The organism is Caballeronia sp. GAFFF1, from assembly GCF_023630705.1.
GTDB lineage: Bacteria > Pseudomonadota > Gammaproteobacteria > Burkholderiales > Burkholderiaceae > Caballeronia.
This window is the reverse complement of the sequence record NZ_JALQEM010000005.1, coordinates 1-18757: the sequence shown is the minus strand read 5'-3', so window position 1 is coordinate 18757 and position 18757 is coordinate 1. Positions and strand designations below refer to the sequence as shown.

19 protein-coding genes and 1 tRNA gene are annotated in these 18757 nt (G+C 64.3%); 8 read left to right on the top strand and 12 right to left on the bottom strand.

The genetic code is table 11. The annotated features are described in order from the left end of the window. The first annotated feature begins 12 nt into the window (after positions 1 to 12). On the top strand, positions 13 to 504 hold the full coding sequence (moaC, locus tag NCR37_RS02445; RefSeq protein WP_250471359.1) for a cyclic pyranopterin monophosphate synthase MoaC: 492 nt from the start codon (positions 13 to 15) through the stop codon (positions 502 to 504). Positions 505 to 531: 27 nt separating this feature from the next. Here the strand turns inward: moaC and NCR37_RS02440 are convergent, their stop codons facing one another. From NCR37_RS02440 to recA, 8 genes are all read right to left on the bottom strand, one after another. Beyond that, positions 532 to 2346 carry a PglL family O-oligosaccharyltransferase gene (locus NCR37_RS02440; RefSeq protein WP_250471358.1) on the bottom strand — a complete coding sequence of 605 codons (1815 nt, stop codon included), beginning with the start codon at positions 2344 to 2346 and terminating at the stop codon, positions 532 to 534. A gap of 136 nt (positions 2347 to 2482) precedes the next feature. Beyond that, on the bottom strand, positions 2483 to 3076 hold the full coding sequence (locus NCR37_RS02435) for a pilin (RefSeq protein ID WP_284506762.1): 594 nt from the start codon (positions 3074 to 3076) through the stop codon (positions 2483 to 2485). A 121-nt stretch (positions 3077 to 3197) separates the two neighbouring features. Further along, a complete protein-coding gene (locus tag NCR37_RS02430) occupies positions 3198 to 3908 on the bottom strand; it encodes a TerC family protein (RefSeq protein ID WP_250471357.1) in 711 nt (236 codons plus the stop codon). A 124-nt stretch (positions 3909 to 4032) separates the two neighbouring features. After that, positions 4033 to 4914 (bottom strand): succinate--CoA ligase subunit alpha, encoded by an 882-nt coding sequence (sucD, locus tag NCR37_RS02425; protein WP_159835338.1) that lies wholly within the window; start codon positions 4912 to 4914, stop codon positions 4033 to 4035. 98 nt (positions 4915 to 5012) lie between these two features. Further along, a complete protein-coding gene (gene sucC, locus NCR37_RS02420; RefSeq protein WP_248321301.1) occupies positions 5013 to 6179 on the bottom strand; it encodes an ADP-forming succinate--CoA ligase subunit beta in 1167 nt (388 codons plus the stop codon). 120 nt (positions 6180 to 6299) lie between these two features. After that, the gene (locus NCR37_RS02415) at positions 6300 to 6926 is read right to left on the bottom strand and encodes a DUF2889 domain-containing protein (RefSeq protein WP_250471356.1); all 627 of its coding nucleotides are present in this window, start codon (positions 6924 to 6926) and stop codon (positions 6300 to 6302) included. A 121-nt stretch (positions 6927 to 7047) separates the two neighbouring features. Continuing rightward, entirely contained in the window at positions 7048 to 8334 is a 1287-nt protein-coding gene (recX, locus tag NCR37_RS28675; protein ID WP_502800475.1) for a recombination regulator RecX, read from the bottom strand. Beyond that, a complete protein-coding gene (gene recA / locus NCR37_RS02405; protein ID WP_175939548.1) occupies positions 8276 to 9346 on the bottom strand; it encodes a recombinase RecA in 1071 nt (356 codons plus the stop codon). The genes recX and recA overlap by 59 nt, the downstream gene beginning before the upstream one ends. 289 nt (positions 9347 to 9635) lie before the next feature. Here recA and NCR37_RS02400 point away from each other — a divergent pair, with 289 nt between their 5' ends. The 5 genes from NCR37_RS02400 (at position 9636) to NCR37_RS02380 (ending at position 14703) form a co-directional block, all read left to right on the top strand. Further along, positions 9636 to 10346 (top strand): response regulator transcription factor, encoded by a 711-nt coding sequence (locus tag NCR37_RS02400; RefSeq protein ID WP_250471355.1) that lies wholly within the window; start codon positions 9636 to 9638, stop codon positions 10344 to 10346. Between the two features lie 12 nt (positions 10347 to 10358). Beyond that, on the top strand, positions 10359 to 11954 hold the full coding sequence (locus tag NCR37_RS02395; protein WP_250471354.1) for a sensor histidine kinase: 1596 nt from the start codon (positions 10359 to 10361) through the stop codon (positions 11952 to 11954). Between the two features lie 227 nt (positions 11955 to 12181). Then, entirely contained in the window at positions 12182 to 13840 is a 1659-nt protein-coding gene (locus NCR37_RS02390) for an MFS transporter (RefSeq protein ID WP_250471353.1), read from the top strand. Positions 13841 to 13936: 96 nt separating this feature from the next. After that, positions 13937 to 14013: transfer RNA gene (locus tag NCR37_RS02385), tRNA-Met, on the top strand. Positions 14014 to 14223: 210 nt separating this feature from the next. Next, a complete protein-coding gene (locus NCR37_RS02380; RefSeq protein WP_250471352.1) occupies positions 14224 to 14703 on the top strand; it encodes a hypothetical protein in 480 nt (159 codons plus the stop codon). Positions 14704 to 14974: 271 nt separating this feature from the next. Here the strand turns inward: NCR37_RS02380 and NCR37_RS02375 are convergent, their stop codons facing one another. From NCR37_RS02375 to NCR37_RS02365, 3 genes are read right to left on the bottom strand one after another with little or no spacing between them, the layout of a single operon-like run. After that, the gene (locus tag NCR37_RS02375) at positions 14975 to 15361 is read right to left on the bottom strand and encodes a hypothetical protein (protein ID WP_250471351.1); all 387 of its coding nucleotides are present in this window, start codon (positions 15359 to 15361) and stop codon (positions 14975 to 14977) included. A gap of 36 nt (positions 15362 to 15397) precedes the next feature. Continuing rightward, positions 15398 to 15949 (bottom strand): outer membrane protein assembly factor BamE domain-containing protein, encoded by a 552-nt coding sequence (gene bamE, locus NCR37_RS02370; RefSeq protein ID WP_250471350.1) that lies wholly within the window; start codon positions 15947 to 15949, stop codon positions 15398 to 15400. 14 nt (positions 15950 to 15963) lie between these two features. Further along, positions 15964 to 16884, bottom strand: coding sequence for a peptidoglycan DD-metalloendopeptidase family protein (locus NCR37_RS02365; protein ID WP_250471349.1), 921 nt, complete (start codon positions 16882 to 16884; stop codon positions 15964 to 15966). 526 nt (positions 16885 to 17410) lie between these two features. Between NCR37_RS02365 and NCR37_RS02360 the strand changes: the two genes are divergently transcribed. Beyond that, positions 17411 to 17671, top strand: a complete 261-nt coding sequence (locus NCR37_RS02360; protein WP_250471348.1) for a GlsB/YeaQ/YmgE family stress response membrane protein — start codon at positions 17411 to 17413, stop codon at positions 17669 to 17671. A 78-nt stretch (positions 17672 to 17749) separates the two neighbouring features. Here NCR37_RS02360 and NCR37_RS02355 read toward each other — a convergent pair whose 3' ends face one another. Continuing rightward, positions 17750 to 18409, bottom strand: a complete 660-nt coding sequence (locus NCR37_RS02355) for a VTT domain-containing protein (protein ID WP_250471347.1) — start codon at positions 18407 to 18409, stop codon at positions 17750 to 17752. A 167-nt stretch (positions 18410 to 18576) separates the two neighbouring features. On the opposite strand from NCR37_RS02355, the gene NCR37_RS02350 reads away from it, so the two are divergent. Continuing rightward, positions 18577 to 18757 (top strand): hypothetical protein (locus NCR37_RS02350; protein ID WP_250471346.1); only part of this gene is annotated, 181 nt, incomplete at its 3' end.

The following is an 18757-nucleotide window of genomic DNA, read 5'->3' as shown; positions in this document are numbered from 1 at the left end:
CAAGGAGAGGCTATGTCCGGACTCACACATTTCGATGCCGCCGGCGAGGCGCACATGGTCGATGTCGGCGGCAAGAACGAGACGCGGCGCATCGCGGTGGCGCGCGGCTCCATCGTCATGCGCGACGACACGCTTGCGTTGATCCGCGAAGGACGCGCGAAAAAGGGCGATGTGCTCGGCGTCGCGCGCATCGCGGCCATTCAGGGCGCAAAGCGCACCGCCGATCTGATCCCGCTGTGTCATCCGCTTGCCCTGACGCGCGTCGCCGTCGACTTTTCCGTCGATGACGCGCTGCCCGGCGTGCATTGCGAAGTGCGCGTCGAGACCGTGGGACGCACGGGCGTCGAGATGGAGGCGCTCACCGCCGTGCAAGTCGGCCTGCTGACCATCTACGACATGTGCAAGGCCGTCGATCGCGGCATGACCATCACGAACGTACGCGTGATGGAAAAGCACGGCGGGAAGTCGGGCGACTGGGTGGCGGCCTCTCAGCCGCCCGCCTGAACCGCGCCTGAGCCGCGTGCTTACTGCTTACTCGTCGGCGTCATCGTCCGCGTGAGCATTCGCCCCGGCGGGCGGCCCGTAACGCTTAACGAGATCGGCCCTGAAGTCCGCCAGCGGCGCGCCGATTTCATCGACCGACTGATACAGCGACGCGAGCTGCGTCGGCCAGTCGTTCAGTTCCGTCGCGAAAATCTGCAGGCGCGCGACGGTATCGAGCGCCTCTTTGCGCTGACCCGCGATCGCCTGCAACACCGCGTAACGGCGCAGCACAGTCTCTCCCGGCAGCAGCGCGATGGCCTGCCGATGCGCCGCCAGCTTCGCTTCGATATCCTGCGCGTTCATCGGCAACAGCGTGGCGGCGCCATACTGGCCCCACGCGCCGAAAAGAAACGACGGATCGTCGCGATACTGCTCCGCCGGCCGCGAGCCGTAGTACAGCACTTCGGCGCGGTTGTAGTCGCGCATCGTCGGATACAGCGCAATGAGGCCCGCCACGACGAGAAAGACGTAGCCACCATACGACACGGGCCGCGCCACAAGCCGCAGCGGCCGCGTCTCCAGAAGACCGATCACGAGCATCGCGGGCATCAGAAAGAACATGTACTGCTGTGGATACTCGACGAGCGCGTGCATCATCAGCACGCCCAGCAGCGAGAGCGCAAAGACGCGCGCGGGCGTATGCGGCGCGCGCAGCACGCGAATCAGCCACAACGCGATGCCCACCACCAGCACCGCAACCCCGAGCAGCCCGGTCTTCGCAAGCAGGTCGATGAAGATATCGTGCGCGTTGTTCGCGATCTCCACGCCGCCGAGTTCGCGCACCATGTCGAACTGGTAACGCGGAAACTCGCCCCACCCGACGCCCAAGAGCGGATGCGTCCTGAACATGGTCCAGCCGTACTTCCACAGCGCAAGACGCGGCGCGATCTGATTGGCGTCCTGCATGCGCTCCGCCGCCGATTGCGCGAGACCGAGCTGATACCGCACGTTGGCCCAACGGACCGCGGCGTTGACCAGCAGGAACACCGCCGCGAGCGCAAACGGCATGATCCAGGCGCGGATGTCCCGTCCGCTGGTCGCTGTCGGGCTGTCGAAGTCGTCGGCCGCGCCGGGGCGTCGGCGGATCAACGCCATCCAGAATCCGGCGACGACGATCACCGCCGTTTGCAGCCACGGCCCGCGCGACACCGTCAGCGCGAGGCCGAACGACAGCACCGCCGACACGACGAGCCACACCACGACGGGCATGCGGCGCGTCTGCACGAAATACATCGCGCCCGCCACGGCAAAAGCGATGACGGTCGCGAGGTGATTCGCCTGCGCCATATTCCCGAAAGGCCGCCGCTTGATCGCGACGTTGTATGCCACGACGAGCGGCGCGAATTTCGCTTCCATGTGGAACAACTGCACGGTCTGGCAAAACACCGCGAAGAGCCCGCCCGCGAGCAACGCGGCGGCGCCGATGCGCAACGCCTTCTCCGACAGCCCCGCGCGCACCAGTCCGAACCCCGTATGCACGGCCACGAACGATGCGAGCAGATAGGCGCCGCCGAGCCAGTTCATCGAAGGCTGGGCGACCGGCAGCAGCACCGTCTGCGCAACGAGCACGATGCCGAACGCCAGTGGCATCAGCGCGACCACCGGCGACGCGAACGGCACGCGCGGCTCGGAAACGCGCACGAGTATGGCGACCGTGGCTCCGAGCGCAAGATACAAGGCCAGCGCGCTGTATTCCGCGTAGAACGTCGGGATCGGATACGTGTGGTTGACGACGCCGAACGGAATCGTCAACGCAAGACACAGAACGGCGAAGCAAAGGTAGCGCGCGAATTGGGAAGGCATGAGGGGCTGGGAACGTCGGGAACCGGCGCACTATACAAAACTTTGCGTCCGCTGTGCGCCGCGCACCCGTAAATGCGACGAAATCCACAGGTTCCCGCGCGGCGCTCATGCCTCTCGTCCACCGCGTGCAAGTCGCTTAGGCGCGGCACTCCGGCGGCGCGAGGTTGGCCGGGAGCGTCGCGGCTTGCGTGGGCGCAGGTCCCGCGCCCGGCGCAGGCAGCGACGAAGCGGCCTTGCCCGCCGCGAAGCATTCCCACGTGATCGTGCCCGCCTGCACCGAGCCGCGCGTCAGCGCGACGCGGGCCGTCGGCGTATCGGCGTTATCGGGCGCGGAAGGCACGAGGACGAGCGCATTCGATCCGGCCGGCGCGACGCGCGTCGTGTAGGCGATCGTGATCTGTCCGGTGTCGCTGTCGACGTGGATGGACTCGATGTTGCGCGTGGCCGGCGGCGACGCATACGCGCTCGCCAGATCCGCGCCGCTCGCGGCATTCTCGGCCACCGCGAGCCGCGCCGAGGACGCGAGCGACATGCCCTCGCCCACGCGGCTGCGCGACAGATAGTCCTGATACGCGGGAATCGCGTAAGCCGCGACCACGCCGACGATCGCCAGCACGATCATCAACTCGATCAGCGTGAAACCGCGCGCGCCTGCCTGCGCGCGTTTCAGCCATGCACTGAAGCCGTCGCCCTCGCGCGGCGCCTTAACATCCGAAACCATGCTCGTCATTGCCACTCCCTGAAAGACACGAAGCGTCGGCCGCGATATGCGAACCGAACGCTTCGATGGTAGGGAGGGTGCGCGGGCCGCGACAGTCGGCCATTCGGCTAACGCCCGCGTCGGTGGAGAGTCAGCCCGTGCTCGCGAGCGCGCGGCGCTTCGCGCGGCGCTTCATCAGCCAGCCCGCCGCGATCACGAGCGCCGCGCCCGCGAGGCGCGCGGCATACCCCGCCGCTTCGGTGTTGAGCGCGGGCCAGCGGTCGATGAACGGGTCGTCGATGATGAGTCCGCCCGCGATCCATCCGAGCAAGCCCGCGCCGAGCAGCACGACGATCGGGAAGCGGTCGAGCAGCTTCAGCACCAGCGTGCTGCCCCACACGATCAGCGGAATGCTCACGACGAGCCCGAAAATGACGAGCACGAAGCGGTGCTGCGGGTCCGCGGTCTCGGCCGCGCCCGCAATCGCGATCACGTTGTCGAGACTCATCACCGCGTCGGCGACGATGATCGTCTTGACGGCCGCCCAGAGCTTGTCCGACGAACTAATGTCGGGCTCGTCGTGGCCGGGTTGCAAGAGCTTCATGCCGATCCACAGAAGCAGCAAGCCGCCGAGGAACTTGAGGAACGGTATATCGAGCAGGAAGACCGCGAACGCGATCAGCACGACGCGCAGGACAATGGCGCCGAGCGTGCCGAGCACGATCCCGCGCGTGCGCTGCGTGGCGGGGAGATCGCGGCAGGCGAGCGCGATCACGACGGCGTTGTCGCCCCCGAGCAGAATGTCGATGACGATGATTTGCAGAACCGCGCCCCAGTGGAGCGTCGAGAAGAATTCGAGCATGGGCAGAACGAGCTGTGACCGGAAACAAAAAAGCGAGGAAGCCAACGCTCCCTCGCTTTTTCTTCGGCCTTAACGAAAGGATTCAGTAAGAGTACCAAACCCTCGCGTTGCGCGCCCGACTGCCTCAGATCACCGACTTCAGCAGGCGGCCCATCTCCGACGGGTTCTTCGTGACCTTGATGCCGCACGCGTCCATGATTTCGAGCTTGGCGTCCGCCGTGTCCGCGCCGCCCGAGATCAGCGCGCCAGCATGGCCCATGCGCTTGCCCGGAGGCGCCGTCACGCCCGCGATGAAACCGACGACCGGCTTCTTCATGTTGTCCTTGATCCAGTAAGCGGCGTTCGCTTCATCCGGACCGCCGATCTCGCCAATCATGATGACGGCGTCCGTTTCCGGATCGTCGTTGAACATCTTCATCACGTCGATGTGCTTCAGACCGTTGATCGGATCGCCGCCGATGCCGACCGCCGACGACTGTCCGAGGCCGAGCGCCGTCAGTTGGCCGACCGCTTCGTACGTCAGCGTGCCCGAGCGCGACACCACGCCGATGCGGCCCTTGCGGTGAATGTGACCCGGCATGATGCCGATCTTCAGCTCGTCCGGCGTGATCGTGCCGGGGCAGTTCGGTCCCAGCAGCAGCGTTTTGCGGTTCTCGCGGCGCATGCGGTCCTTGATTTCGAGCATGTCGCGAACCGGAATGCCTTCCGTGATGCAGATCGCGAGATCGAGATCGGCCTCGACGGCTTCCCAGATCGCGGCGGCTGCGCCCGCGGGCGGCACGTAAATGACCGAAACGGTCGCGCCGGTTTCCGCCTTCGCTTCCTTGACGGACGCGTAGATAGGAATGCCTTCGAAGTCTTCGCCGGCCTTCTTCGGGTTCACGCCCGCAACGTACGCTTCACGGCCGTTCGCGTATTCGCGGCACGCGCGCGTGTGGAACTGGCCGGTCTTGCCGGTGATGCCCTGCGTGATGACCTTCGTGTCTTTGTTGATCAGAATCGACATGTAGTGACCTCTGTTCGTTTGGCGTCGCCAAAGCAGTTGCTTGCGCCGCCATTCGTATCTGGTGGAACGCTCTCTTAGGCTCGGTAAGCGAAGCGCGCTTACTTGCCTTCGGCAGCCGCGACGACCTTCTGCGCGGCTTCTTCCATGCTGTCGGCCGAAATGATCGGCAGTCCCGACTCCGCCAGCATCTTCTTGCCGAGGTCTTCGTTGGTGCCCTTCATGCGCACGACGAGCGGCACCTTCAGGTCCACGGCCTTCGACGCCGCGATCACGCCTTCCGCGATCACGTCGCAGCGCATGATGCCGCCGAAGATGTTGACGAGAATTGCCTTAAGGTTCGGGTTCTTCAGCATGAGCTTGAAGGCTTCCGTGACCTTTTCGGTCGTCGCGCCGCCGCCGACGTCGAGGAAGTTCGCCGGCTCGCCGCCGAACAGCTTGATGGTGTCCATCGTCGCCATGGCGAGGCCCGCGCCGTTCACGAGACAGCCGATGTTGCCGTCGAGCGAGATGTACGCGAGGTCGAACTTCGACGCTTCGACTTCAGCCGGATCTTCTTCGTCCAGATCGCGGTACGCGACGATCTCCGGGTGACGGAAGAGCGCGTTCGAATCGAAGTTGAACTTGGCGTCGAGCGCGATCACCTTGCCGTCGCCGGTCAGGATCAGCGGGTTGATTTCGGCGAGCGATGCGTCGGTTTCGTAGAACGCCTTGTACAGGCCTTGCAGAATCGCGCGTGCTTGCGGAATCGATGCGTCCGGAATGCCGATCTTGCGCGCGAGGTCGTCCGCATCCTTGTCTTGCAGGCCGGTCGACGGCTCGACGGCGAACTTGTGCAGCAGTTCGGGCGTCTTTTCCGCGACTTCCTCGATGTCCATGCCGCCTTCGCTCGACGCCATCACGACGATCTTCTGCGAAACGCGGTCCAGCACGAGGCCGACGTACAGTTCCTTCTTGATGTCCGCGCCTTCTTCGATCAGGAGGCGGTTCACCTTCTGGCCTTCCGGACCGGTCTGGTGCGTGACGAGCTGCATGCCGAGGATCTGGTTCGCATACTCGCGAACCTGCTCGATCGACTTCGCGACCTTCACGCCGCCGCCCTTGCCACGGCCGCCCGCGTGAATCTGCGCCTTGACGACCCAGACCGGGCCGCCCAGCTCTTCCGCGGCCTTGACCGCATCATCCACCGAGAACACGGGTTTGCCGCGCGGGACCGCGACGCCGAATTTCCGCAGGATTTCCTTACCCTGGTACTCGTGAATCTTCATGCGTGATTCCTTCAGTCTGAGAGTTGGAGTGAACTTCTTCGATTTCGAATTGCTTGAACCGCTGATTGTTTGATTCTTGTCCGGTTGCCCGATGCGTTCCGCGTCGGGAACGCGAGCGTGTCAGGTGTCGGGCTTTTCGCGTTCCGCCTGGTCACGATGTTCCGCCTGCGATGGCTCATGGCCGAACCAGCGCGGGTAGTATTCGCGCACGGCCGGGCCGTCGAAGCGCAGCGCATGGCAGCGGCCGAGCTGGAACGGCGGCTGAGCCGACGTCGACTCGGGGCCGCCTTGCGCGAAAGGACTGCCGCTCTCGATGGACCACACTTCGCCGGAGAACGCCTGGATGGCCGCGGTCGGCAACACGGCGCACAGCTCGGTGAGATGCGTGCAGCCTGCCGTTCCGCGCAGGCGCGCGCCGGCTTTGCGACGAAAATTCTGGAGCAGATTGAGTCCGATGAGCGCGCGATACCCGGAATTCGACTCGGCGCACAACGCCGCATAAGGCGCCCACTCGGAAGACGCTTCGGCGTCGACAATGGTGAGCTTGCGGTCGATGGTGATGCGCAGCCAGAGTTCATGGATCGGCAGGCCTTGCGGCCGGACGCCCGCCGCGAGCGGAAAGTCGCGGGGCTTGTCATCGGTTAGACAGGCTTCGATGTCCCACAGGCCGTCGTCCCGCTCGAACGCTTCCAGCCGAATCGCGCGACGATGGCGCAACTGTCGGGAAACGGGCGGAGAAAGAGGCATGGGACCAAAGCCGGAACGGGGAAACCGTTGAATTTTAGCATAGCGAGTATTTCGGGCCGTGCATGCGCCTGATGATTGGCGGATGCCGGCGCACGGCGTGTCGCAAGGCGTGCAAGGTGCTTCACTCGTCGCTTGGCTCGTCGATCCAGTCTTCGTCGCCGCCTTTCAGTATTTTTCCGACGGTGCTGGCCGAAAAACCGCGCGCCGCAAGAAAGCGAGCCTGTTTCGCACGCTCGGCGGGCGTCTCCGGCACGACGCCGTACTTCTTTTCCCACACGGCCTGAGCGCGCGCGGTTTCCGTTTGCGCGAGCTTGTCCGCCGTCTCGCCAATCAACGCCTCGCCCACCGCGTGCCGCTTCAGTTCGTTGATGATCCGGCTGCCGCCCATGCGCGGCGCACGCCGATGAACGACGCTCTCCACGAAACGTTCATTGGACAACCAGCCGTCGCGTTCCAGGCTGTCGAGCGTGTTTTCGAGCGAGTCGGCCTCCTGCACGTACGGCCGCAGCTTGCGCGACAGCTCCGCGCGACTGTATTCGCGGCGCGAAAGGTAGGCCAATGCGCGGCCTTTCAGCGAGCGTTGAGGCCGTCTTGGGTTGTTCGCGTCCGGTGCCTTGCGCTGGCGCTCCGTCGAGCGGCTGTAGGTCGGGTCTTCTTGTGGTTCCGGCGCGGCGGCAGGAGCACATTGCTCGAACGGCTCGAAAGGATCGGCGTCTTCGAAGGGATTCGAGAAGGGATCGGGGCTCTCGTCCGGTAAGCGGGCTTCTTTCGGCGGCGTTGGCAGCCTTGGCGGCGCGTCGAACTTCTGGACGGATTGCGTTGTGGCCTGAGCGAGAAGCGAGCGCGCCTGCGCGAGACGCGCGGCGCGGTCGGGCTCTTGCGCCGGCGATGGCTCATGCGCGGCGCCTGCTGGCGCGTCCAGATTCGCATCGCGCTTCGGAGCGGCGGTCCTTGATGACTTAGCAACCGAGCGCGGCGCCTCGGCTACCGCGAATGTTTCCGTTGCGGGTGGCCGCTCAGATTCGTTCACGAGCCCTTGCGCCGCTCCAGAAACACTGCGCGCCGGCGCGAATGGCTTCGCGTCGGCGCGTGATGTAGTGCTTCGGGTGGACCAGCGTGATTTCGTCGATGCCGCGCGCCGCTCGCTGCTGCGCTCGTAGCGGTCTATGCCATCGGCGCCATCGGCGTGATTGCCCAACTCACCGACGCTGCGCGCCGACGATTCGGACGCAGCATCGTCGCCCGGCTCACCCCCGCCGTCAGACCGACCCGCACGGCCCCGCCGAAACTCGGCGCTGCCAGCCTTCGATCCGAACCGGCGCTTGAACATCGACCGTGCGGCGCGACGCTTATTCGTCGTCCGCGACTGCTGCGCCCGCGGCGACACCGTCCGCCAGCGCCGCGACACCCAGCGATTCGCGGATCTTGTTCTCGATCTCGCGTGCAATGTCCGGGTTCTCGCGCAGGAATTCCCGCGCGTTGTCCTTGCCCTGACCGATGCGATCGCCGTTATAGCTGTACCACGCGCCTGCCTTGTCGACGAGCTTGGCCTGCACGCCCAAGTCGATGATTTCGCCCTGACGCGAAATGCCTTCGCCATAGAGAATGTCGAAGATGGCTTCGCGGAACGGCGGCGACACCTTGTTCTTCACCACCTTCACGCGCGTTTCGTTGCCGATTACTTCGTCGTTCTTCTTGATGGACCCGATACGGCGAATGTCCAGACGCACCGACGAATAGAACTTCAGCGCGTTACCGCCCGTGGTGGTTTCCGGGTTGCCGAACATCACGCCGATCTTCATGCGGATCTGGTTGATGAAGATCACGAGGCAGTTCGTGCGCTTGATGGTGCCGGTGAGCTTGCGCAGCGCCTGCGACATCAGGCGAGCTTGCAGACCCGGCAGCGAGTCGCCCATTTCGCCTTCGATTTCCGCCTTCGGCACGAGCGCCGCGACGGAGTCGATCACGATCATGTCGATGGAACCCGAGCGCACCAGCGCGTCCGCGATTTCCAGCGCCTGCTCGCCCGTGTCCGGCTGCGAGATCAGCAGTTCCTGCACGTTCACGCCGAGCTTCTGCGCGTATTGCACGTCGAGCGCGTGTTCCGCGTCGATGAATGCTGCCGTGCCGCCGATCTTCTGCATTTCGGCGATCACCTGCAGCGTGAGCGTGGTCTTGCCCGACGATTCCGGACCGTAGATCTCGACGACGCGGCCGCGCGGCAGTCCGCCCACGCCGAGCGCGATATCCAGTCCAAGCGAGCCGGTGGACACCACCTGAATGTCTTCGACCGCCTCACCCGCGCCGAGCCGCATGATCGACCCTTTGCCGAATTGCTTTTCGATCTGCGAGAGCGCGGCAGCGAGGGCCTTGCTCTTTTCCGCAGTCATGCCAGCCGGGCCTTTCTTGCTTTCTTCCATGAATCGTCCTTTGCTATGATGAACGGCGTCTGAGGCTTGTGCGCGCGGGCTCGAAAGCTGGCTTCTGCCCGCGGGTTTTGCCCGCGGTTTGCTGGCTCTCACCCGCTTTTCGCACAGATTCAGACACTGTATAAAAAAACAGTAGTTTTTGCAAGCCCGATTGCGGCGTCGTGGCGTTCTTCCACGTCGCCCGAACCGCGCAAAAACCGCATAACACCCTGGAGACCGCCGCGCCGGGCGAAATGCGGTGCCGGCAATGCTGCGCTACCGCGCATCAGGCGCACAGACGATGCGAATCCTCATTGCCGAAGACGACAGCATACTCGCGGACGGCCTCGTCCGATCACTCCGCCAATCGGGATACGCCGTCGACCATGTGAAGCATGGCGTCGAGGCCGATACCGCGCTGACGCTCCAGCCTTTCGACCTGCTGATTCTCGATCTCGGGCTGCCGCTCATGCCCGGTCTCGAAGTGTTGCGCCGTCTGCGCGCGCGCAATTCGCAGATGCCCGTGCTGATCCTGACCGCCGCCGATAGCGTCGACGAGCGCGTGAAGGGCCTCGATCTCGGCGCGGACGACTATATGGCCAAGCCATTCGCGCTCAACGAACTGGAGGCGCGGGTGCGCGCGCTCACGCGGCGCGGCGCGGGCGGCGGGCCGACGGTCGTCAAGCACGGTTCGCTGTCGTTCGATCAGGTGGGACGCATCGCGCATATCGGCGATCAGGTGATCGACTTGTCGGCGCGCGAACTGGGCGTACTCGAAGTGCTGCTTCAGCGGACCGGGCGGCTCGTGTCGAAGGAACAGCTCGTCAATCACTTGTGCGAATGGGGCGAAGAAGTCAGCAACAACGCGATCGAGGTTTACGTTCACCGGCTGCGCAAGAAGATCGAGCCGAGCGGCGCGCGCATCATTACCGTGCGCGGGCTCGGGTACACGCTCGAAAAAGCGTCTCACGCCGCGTCGGCAAGCGCGCCGATGCCGCCGAGCCATCACTAAGCCGGGCCACGCATGGCCTCGCCTGTTTCCAGCGAACGCGCAGACGAGCCGCCGCGCACGCCGCCTGCGTCCGCCGCCGCGGCCAACGCAGCCACCGCCGATTCCGACGCGCTGCGCGACGCGCGCTACGCCAATCCCTTCGCGCCGCCGGACGAGCTGGAACCGGACAGCGAGACGCATCCGCGCTCGCTCTTCGGCGAGATTCTCGACTGGATGCTCGCGCCGCTTCTGCTGCTTTGGCCGATGAGCATTGCGGTGACCTATCTGGTCGCGAAGTCCATCGCGAACGGACCGTTCGACCGCGCGCTCGAAGCGGATGCCTACGTCATCGCGCGTCAGATTCAGCCGGTCAACGGCGTCGCGGAACTGCGCCTGCCCGACGCGACGCGCGATTTCCTGCGCGCGGACAACGTCGACAGCGTGTTCTTTCAGGTGCTCGGCACGCGTGGCGAACTGGTCGGAGGCGACCGCGACATGCCCTTGCCGCACGAAGACGACCGGCCGCAGCCGGGCATCGTGGAGTTTCGGGACGACGTGCTGCGCGGCAACGACATTCGCGTCGCCTATACGACCGTGGACCTTCCCGGACTCGACGCCCAGAACGCGCAGCCGGTGCTCGTGCAAGTGGCCGAAACGCTCGACAAGCGAAGCCAGCTCGCCAACGACATCATCAAGGGCGTGATCCTGCCGCAGTTCGTGATTTTGCCGCTCGCCATCGTGCTTGTCTGGTTCGGGCTGTCGCGCGGGCTCGCGCCGCTGCATGCGCTGCAATCGAATATCCGCGCTCGCCGCCCCGACGATCTTTCGCCGCTCGAAGCCGGCCGCGCGCCGCCCGAGATCGCGCCGCTCGTCGCGTCGTTCAACGATCTGCTCACGCGGCTCGAGCAGAACATGGAGTTCCAGAAGCGCTTCATCGCCGATGCCGCGCATCAGATGAAAACGCCGCTCGCCGGCCTGCGCATGCAGGCGGAGCTGGCGCTGCGGCAGGACGTGTCGAACGAAGTGCAGCGTTCGCTCGAACAGATCGCGACCAGCTCGGAACACGCCGCGCGGCTCGTCACGCAACTGCTCGCGCTGGCCCGCGCGGAGAATCGCGCGAACGGGCAGATTTTCTCGCACGTCGAGTTGACGGACCTCGCGCGCCTCGCCGTGCGCGACTGGGTGCAGGCTGCGCTCGCCAAGCGCATGGACATCGGGTACGAGGAGCCGCCGTATCCGGTCGAAGTGGAAGGCAACGCGGTGATGTTGCGCGAGATGCTCTCCAATCTGATCGACAACGCAATCCGCTACACGCCGGCCGGCGGTCGTATCACGGTGCGCGTGCGGGCCGACGACACGAATCTCGATCTCGTGCATCTCGAAGTGGAAGACACCGGCCTCGGCATTCCGCCGGCCGAGCGCGAGCGCGTGGTGGAGCGGTTCTATCGCATTCTCGGCCGCGAAGGCGATGGAAGCGGCCTCGGCCTCGCCATCGTCAAGGAGATCGCGACGATACACGGCGGCACGCTCGCCATCGAGGATCACGTCTACCAGGAAGCGCCGAGACTCGCCGGAACGCTGGTCCGCGTCAGCTTGCAGCGGGTTTATCCTGCCCGGGACAAACCCTGAGCGCTTATTCGCCAGCGCGTCGATGATTCAGCGCGATAAGCGCAGCTTGTTCGCCGATCTCATCGCTTTATCGACGAGTTAGCAGAACTTCGTGGGTCCACTCACACCGAAACCCCGAATAGTCCGAGTCAGAACGCCGTAAGTTTTCGTTCCAATAATCCTTGCACCGGCGCCGCGCTCGCGGCCCGACGGAATCGGAATAGACGGAAAACCTAAGGAGACGATTCATGGCAACGGTCGAAGGGCGCATTTCGCACGCGCCGATGACGAACGAGGAGCGAAAGGTCATCTTCGCCTCGTCCCTCGGCACGGTGTTCGAGTGGTACGACTTTTATCTCGCGGGCTCGCTTGCGATTTACATCAGCAAGACGTTCTTCTCGGGCGTCAACCCGACGGCCGGCTTCATCTTTACGTTGCTCGGGTTTGCGGCGGGCTTCGCGGTGCGTCCGTTCGGCGCGATCGTGTTCGGGCGGCTGGGCGACATGGTCGGGCGCAAGTACACGTTCCTGGTGACCATCGTCATCATGGGTCTCTCGACGTTCCTGATCGGCTTTTTGCCTGGCTATGCGACCATCGGTATTGCCGCGCCGATCATCTTCATCGCAATGCGCCTGTTGCAAGGGCTCGCGCTCGGCGGCGAGTATGGCGGTGCCGCGACGTACGTGGCCGAACACGCGCCCGCCAACAAGCGCGGCGCGTGGACCGCGTGGATCCAGACGACCGCGACGCTCGGCCTCTTCATCTCGCTGATCGTGATTCTGGCCGTGCGCACGGCGACCGGCGAAGAGCAGTTCGGCGCGTGGGCGTGGCGCGTGCCCTTCCTCGTGTCGATCCTGCTGCTCGCCGTGTCGGTCTGGATTCGCATGAAACTGCACGAATCGCCGGTGTTCGAGCGCATCAAGTCCGAGGGCAAGACCTCGAAGGCGCCGCTCACGGAAGCGTTCGGCGAATGGAAAAACCTGAAGATCGTGCTGCTCGCGCTCTTCGGCCTGACGGCGGGCCAGGCGGTCGTGTGGTACACGGGCCAGTTCTACTCGCTCTTCTTCCTCACGCAGACGTTGAAGGTGGACGGCACGAGCGCGAACATCATGGTGGCGGTCGCGTTGCTCATCGGCACGCCGTTTTTCGTGTTCTTCGGTTCGCTGTCGGATCGCATCGGGCGCAAGCCGATCATCATGGCGGGCTGCCTGATCGCGGCGTTGAGCTTCTTCCCGCTTTTCAAGGCGCTCGCGCACTACACGAACCCGACGCTCGAAGCCGCGACGCAGAAGTCGCCGATCTCGGTGATCGCCAATCCGGACGAGTGCTCGTTCCAGTTCAATCCGGTGGGCACGTCGAAGTTCACGTCGTCGTGCGACATCGCGAAGAGCGCGCTATCGAAGGCCGGCCTCAACTATCAGAACGTGGCCGCGCCCGCCGGCACGCTGGCGCAGATCAAGGTCGGCGAGACGGTCGTGAACACGTACGACGGCAAGGCCGCCGACGCGAAGGCGCAAGGCGCGGCGTTCGACAAGACGCTCGCCGGCACGCTCAAGAGCGCGGGCTACCCGGCGAAGGCCGATCCGGCGCTCATCAACTGGCCGATGGCGATCGTGATTCTGACCATCCTCGTGATCTTCGTGACGATGGTGTACGGCCCGATCGCGGCGATGCTCGTCGAAATGTTCCCGGCGCGGATTCGCTATACGTCGATGTCGCTGCCGTATCACATCGGCAATGGCTGGTTCGGCGGCTTCCTGCCCGCGACGGCCTTCGCGATCGTGGCGGCGCGCGGCGACATTTATTCGGGGCTGTGGTACCCGGTGGTGATTGCGCTCGCGACGTTCGTGATCGGCATGTTGTTCGTGAAGGACACCCGCAAGTCGAACGTGTACCACGAGGATTGATGCGTTGCGTTTTGCCGGGCCTGCCGCCGTTTTAGGAAAAACGCGCGGCAGGGGTTGACAGGCGTTTTAACCGCCGCCATAATCTCGGCTTCTTTCGGCGAATTAGCTCAGTCGGTTAGAGCGACGGAATCATAATCCGCAGGTCCGGGGTTCGAGTCCCTGATTCGCCACCAGCTTCAAGAAAAAGCCGCTGTTCCCACAAGGACAGCGGCTTTTTTGTCGTCCGCGTCCGGTTCAACGCCGCCCTTTCCCCGCAGAATCAGCCGAAGCGTCTTAATACGCCGCTAAGTCTTCGATGCCATCATGGTGTCGAAGGTCAAGCAGCCAGCGGCCCGCGCAGCCATTTGCATCGGTCCGCAGGAAACTTCATCGGGAGCTTTTCCGTGAGAAAGACATCGCCGATCACCCACGCCGCGCGCCCTGCCCTGTCACCGCTTTTCCGGGCGCTCAGCCAGAGCCGCGATGCCCGTGAGCCCGTCATCGATCTGATGCTGCTGAAGTGCTACGCCGCGCTCGACGCATTTCGCCGCGGGCACGGATCACACGCGCTTTCGACGGCCCTGCGCGGTCATGTGCTGATTGCGCGCGAACTTGCTCGCATCGGTTATGCGAGCGAACGCGTGGACGAGCTCGAACGCGCGCAAGAAACGCTGACGGCGCTCGACGCCTCCTACGCCGCAAGCTCGCAGTGGAGCCTCGACCCCGCCGCGCATCGTCATCTGTGCGATGCCCTCGCACTCTTCGCGGCACAGCTCGACGCAGCGTCCCTCGAACATATCGCCCGGGCGCAAGCGAGCGCGGTCACCCAATCGCTGATGACGGAGCGCACAACTCGCCACGAACTCGCGCCATCGCCAACCTGATCTGGCACGAAATGTTGGTGACCGTACATTCAGACAATTCGCCCGGCGCGATACTATTTGTGCGCACGGGGGATGTTTCAGCGCGCAAGGAGAGACCAAGAAGACGGGCGGCACTCGACCGAGCCGTGGGTAAAGAATGGGCGCGATGTCTCGCGCAGGTCTTTGCCAACGTCCCGGCGGGTAGCAGGCGAAGAAGTGAACCAGCCATCGCCCCGACAACGAAGTTAAAAGCCGGCAATCGCCGGCTTTTTCTTTTTCGGGGGCCTTCCGCTCACCGGTAACGGGCGAAGACGGTGCGGGCGCACTCGTCGCACCAGCGACGCTGGGCCGCATCGGCATCGGCTTGCCAGACGTGTCCGAACGCGCATCGCCAGGTGAGCGACGACGCCGCACCCGCGTGGCGCGACGGCACGAGCGCGCCGCCGCGAACTTCCGCGATTGCGCGGGCCCGAGTCATTTCGGCCTCGCGCCGCTGCGTTGCGCAGTTCATGCAGCGCACGTTCTGCGACGCATCCAGCGCATCATCCCAGTCATGCCCGCGCGTGCATGCCCAGCGCACGAACGCGTCGTCGTTCGCTTCCGCGGATGCGCGCTCGCGGTATCGCAACGCTTCGTCCATCAATGCGCGTTGTCTCTTGCCGATATATTTTTCGCTCATTGCCTCAACGCCTTCGCCCCTTCTGACGCCCTGTCGTCAATGCCGTCCGCCGCCCTCCGCCTCCGAACGCGATGTCGTGACCACCGTGCCGTCCGGACCGAAATGCGCGTTGAACATCGCGTCGCGGTTCACGCCGTCTTCGAGCCAATGCCAGCTCCACACGCGCTCCTGCTTCAGCCGGTATTCGGCGACCGTCGTCGGCTTGCCGAGGAGCCGCCGCACTTCGTCCTGCGTCATGCCCGGCCGCACTTTCGCGATGTTCTCGGCCGTCAGAACCTGAGTGACCGCGACAAGCAGGCCATCCGGATCAAGGTCCACCATGTAGGTGTTCGTGCCGGCCGGGCCGCGCGGATATTCGAGGCGCTTGGAGCCGTCCGTGTAGGTGCGTTCGGTTTCCGGCTCGCCCATCTGTTTGCGGATCTGCGCTTCGTTCGTGACCCCGGGCTTCAGGTCCTTCAGCAGCAGCACGTCCGGCTTCACCGCGTTGAAGAACGAACTGAGTTTGCTCATCGCTTCCCCGCTCTGTTGCTGATCGCAGCCCGCAAGCAACGAGGCCGCGACGAGCGCCGCGCACATGATTCTTTTCATACGGCTCCTTCCACTCAACTGCCCGCGCCGAGCAGCGGCACGGGATCGACGGCGGCGCCCGCCTTTCTGATCTCGAAATGCAGCACCGGCGACCCGCTCGGGCCGGTTCCCATATCGGCGATCGTCGCGCCCTGTTTGACCGTATCGCCTTCGCGCACGAGGAGCTTGTCGTTGTACGCGTAAGCGGTCAGATAGTCGTTGCTATGCCGGACGATGATCATGCGCCCGTACGACCGCAAGCCGCTTCCCGCATACACGACCTTGCCGGGCGCCGCGGCCTTCACGGGCTCGCCGACCTTGCCCGCGATATCGATGCCCTTGCTGCCGCTCGCCCCGAAGCCGCGCACGATCTCGCCCTTCACCGGCCAGACGAAGGTGCCCTTGCCCGCGGACGCCGTCGCGGCGGGCGCTTCGGCGCTCTTCGCGGCTAGCTTTTCTGTCGATTTCTCGGTCGCCTTCTCGCTCGATTTGTCAGCCGTCTGCTTGCCCGGCGTCGGCAGTAGCGGCGGCAGGTTCCTGGACGACGAAGCCGGAGCCGAAGCCGCCGTCGACATGGATGCACCCGGCGGCACGACCCGCAACACCTGCCCGACGTTGACCTGCTTGCTCTCGGGCAGGTTGTTCCACGCAGCCAGATCGGCGGGCTTCTGTTTGTACTGACGCGAGATGCCGTAGAGCGTGTCGCCCGGCTTCACGCGATAGAAACCCGCTTCCACCGGCGCCAATGCCGACGCTGCCGGCGCCGCGGGAACGGGCGCCGTGCTGACCGGCGCGCTCACGACGACAGGCGGCGGCGGGGACATCGAATTGTCGACGATGGGCGCAGGCGTGCGCGGCGTCGACGTGCATCCGGCAAGACCCGCCGCGACGGATGCGGCGAGCCCGAAGCTCGCGATGACCGCCCGAGTGCGCGGTCCCATGACAACTGTGTGCATCGACTCCAACTTTCCCATGCTTTTGTCTTGATCTAGTGCAACGCTCTTTGCGCTCTTGATTTTCCCGCCGCTGGCCGCCGCGCTAACACACGGTCAGGCCGACGCCATACACCGAAGTACCGACACATCCGACGATGCCGCAGCCCGGCAGCAGCGAAAGCGCCAGCGCACAAAACGATATGACCGCCAGCCGCGATCCGCGGCAGCCCGCGCGCTTCGCCTTCGGTTCGGACGAAACTCCGACAGCATAAAACATTACAGAATCCACTTCCTCAGTCAGTCGACGAGACACTTTAGGCGAAACTTCGCCTGATCCTTTGGGATTCTAAATTTTTCACGATTCTGCCCGCCCGCGCGTTGGCGTCGCGGCACGCCCGGATTCGCACGCTTTAAGCCAAACAGACAATCCACAATCCTTGACACTTTGCGCGCTTTTGGCACCGCGCTTTGGGCTACATTCACTGCGCTCGAAAGCGGGAGCCTCCTGCAGTCCTGCAATTTCCTTATTTTCGCGGAGTACTAGCGCATGCACATCACGCATCTCGGAATCTTCACCAGTTTGATCATTGGCGGCATCGCCGGCTGGCTCGCCGGTCTCATCATGAACGGCACGGGCTTTGGCGTGTTCGTGGACATTCTCGTCGGCATCGTGGGCGGCGTCGTCGGCAACTGGCTCTTCGGCGTGCTCGGCATTTCGCTCGGCGGCGGCTTGTTGGGTTCGCTGCTGACGGCGGTGATCGGCGCGGTGGTGCTGCTCTTCATCATCCGCCTGTTCCGGCGCGCGTAACGGCGCATCGGCATGTCGGGCCGTGCTACTTCGCGCTACGCGAAGCGCCGGCCCGTCCGACTTCTCCTCACGCTGCGCTCACACCTTCGAGCCGCGACGGCTCATCTTCCACAGCGCGCCCAACGCAATCGGCACGATGGCGGCGCCAATGCCGACCAACACGATCACATTCAGATACTGCCGGATAAACGGGATATTCCCGAAGAAGTAGCCGAGCAGCACGAGAAGCAACACCCAGATGGCCGCGCCCAGAATGTTGAACAGCTGAAAGCGCGTGGCATTCATCGCGGATGCTCCCGCCACGAACGGCGCGAAGGTGCGCACGACAGGCACGAAGCGCGCGATCACGATCGTCTTGCCGCCGTGGCGGTCGTAGAAGTTATGCGTCTTTTGCAGTGCCGCGCGATCCAGAAAGCGCTCGAGCACCGGTATGTTCGTATCGAACACCTTCGGGCCGATGGCGCGTCCGATCCAGTAATTGACCGTATTGCCCGCGACAGCGGCGATCAGCAGCAGCGCGATGAGCGCGCCGAGATCCATTTCGTGCGTGGCCGCGAACGCGCCGCCAATAAAAAGCAGCGAATCGCCCGGCAGAAACGGGAAGACCACGAGCCCCGTTTCGCAGAACACGATCAGGAACAGCACGGCGTACACCCACGCGCCGTACGTATGGATGAAGTCACCGAGCGATTTGTCGATGTGCAGGATGAGTCCCAGGAAATGCAGCAGCGTGTCCAAAAAACTTTCCTCGAAGAAGTGAGCCGGCAAGAAGCAAAGGGTCGCGCCATGATACCGAAGTGACCTGGCGCGTCGGTTAAAAAGCACGGATCGAGCCGCCATCTTGCGACGCATTGTCGGAACGATGCGCCCCGCGAGCGGCCGATGCGAATGGCTATAATTTCGGCATGGCCGATCTCAACGAACTCTCCGCCGGCGCTCCGACCGCCGCCGTGGGGGGGGGGGGGGGGGGGGGGCGCCCCCCCCCCCCCCCCCCCCCCCCCCCCCCCCCCCCCCCCAAAAAAAAAAAAAAAAAACCGTCCGCAAAAAAAAAAAAAAAAAAAATTAAAAAAAAAAAAAGAACAACTA

Coding starts and splice junctions, on each gene's coding strand:
- moaC (WP_250471359.1), top strand. CDS start 13: ATGTCCGGACTCACACATTTCGATGCCGCCGGCGAGGCGCACATGGTC.
- NCR37_RS02440 (WP_250471358.1), bottom strand. CDS start 2,346: ATGCCTTCCCAATTCGCGCGCTACCTTTGCTTCGCCGTTCTGTGTCTT.
- NCR37_RS02435 (WP_284506762.1), bottom strand. CDS start 3,076: ATGACGAGCATGGTTTCGGATGTTAAGGCGCCGCGCGAGGGCGACGGC.
- NCR37_RS02430 (WP_250471357.1), bottom strand. CDS start 3,908: ATGCTCGAATTCTTCTCGACGCTCCACTGGGGCGCGGTTCTGCAAATC.
- sucD (WP_159835338.1), bottom strand. CDS start 4,914: ATGTCGATTCTGATCAACAAAGACACGAAGGTCATCACGCAGGGCATC.
- sucC (WP_248321301.1), bottom strand. CDS start 6,179: ATGAAGATTCACGAGTACCAGGGTAAGGAAATCCTGCGGAAATTCGGC.
- NCR37_RS02415 (WP_250471356.1), bottom strand. CDS start 6,926: ATGCCTCTTTCTCCGCCCGTTTCCCGACAGTTGCGCCATCGTCGCGCG.
- recA (WP_175939548.1), bottom strand. CDS start 9,346: ATGGAAGAAAGCAAGAAAGGCCCGGCTGGCATGACTGCGGAAAAGAGC.
- NCR37_RS02400 (WP_250471355.1), top strand. CDS start 9,636: ATGCGAATCCTCATTGCCGAAGACGACAGCATACTCGCGGACGGCCTC.
- NCR37_RS02395 (WP_250471354.1), top strand. CDS start 10,359: ATGGCCTCGCCTGTTTCCAGCGAACGCGCAGACGAGCCGCCGCGCACG.
- NCR37_RS02390 (WP_250471353.1), top strand. CDS start 12,182: ATGGCAACGGTCGAAGGGCGCATTTCGCACGCGCCGATGACGAACGAG.
- NCR37_RS02375 (WP_250471351.1), bottom strand. CDS start 15,361: ATGAGCGAAAAATATATCGGCAAGAGACAACGCGCATTGATGGACGAA.
- bamE (WP_250471350.1), bottom strand. CDS start 15,949: ATGAAAAGAATCATGTGCGCGGCGCTCGTCGCGGCCTCGTTGCTTGCG.
- NCR37_RS02365 (WP_250471349.1), bottom strand. CDS start 16,884: ATGCACACAGTTGTCATGGGACCGCGCACTCGGGCGGTCATCGCGAGC.
- NCR37_RS02360 (WP_250471348.1), top strand. CDS start 17,411: ATGCACATCACGCATCTCGGAATCTTCACCAGTTTGATCATTGGCGGC.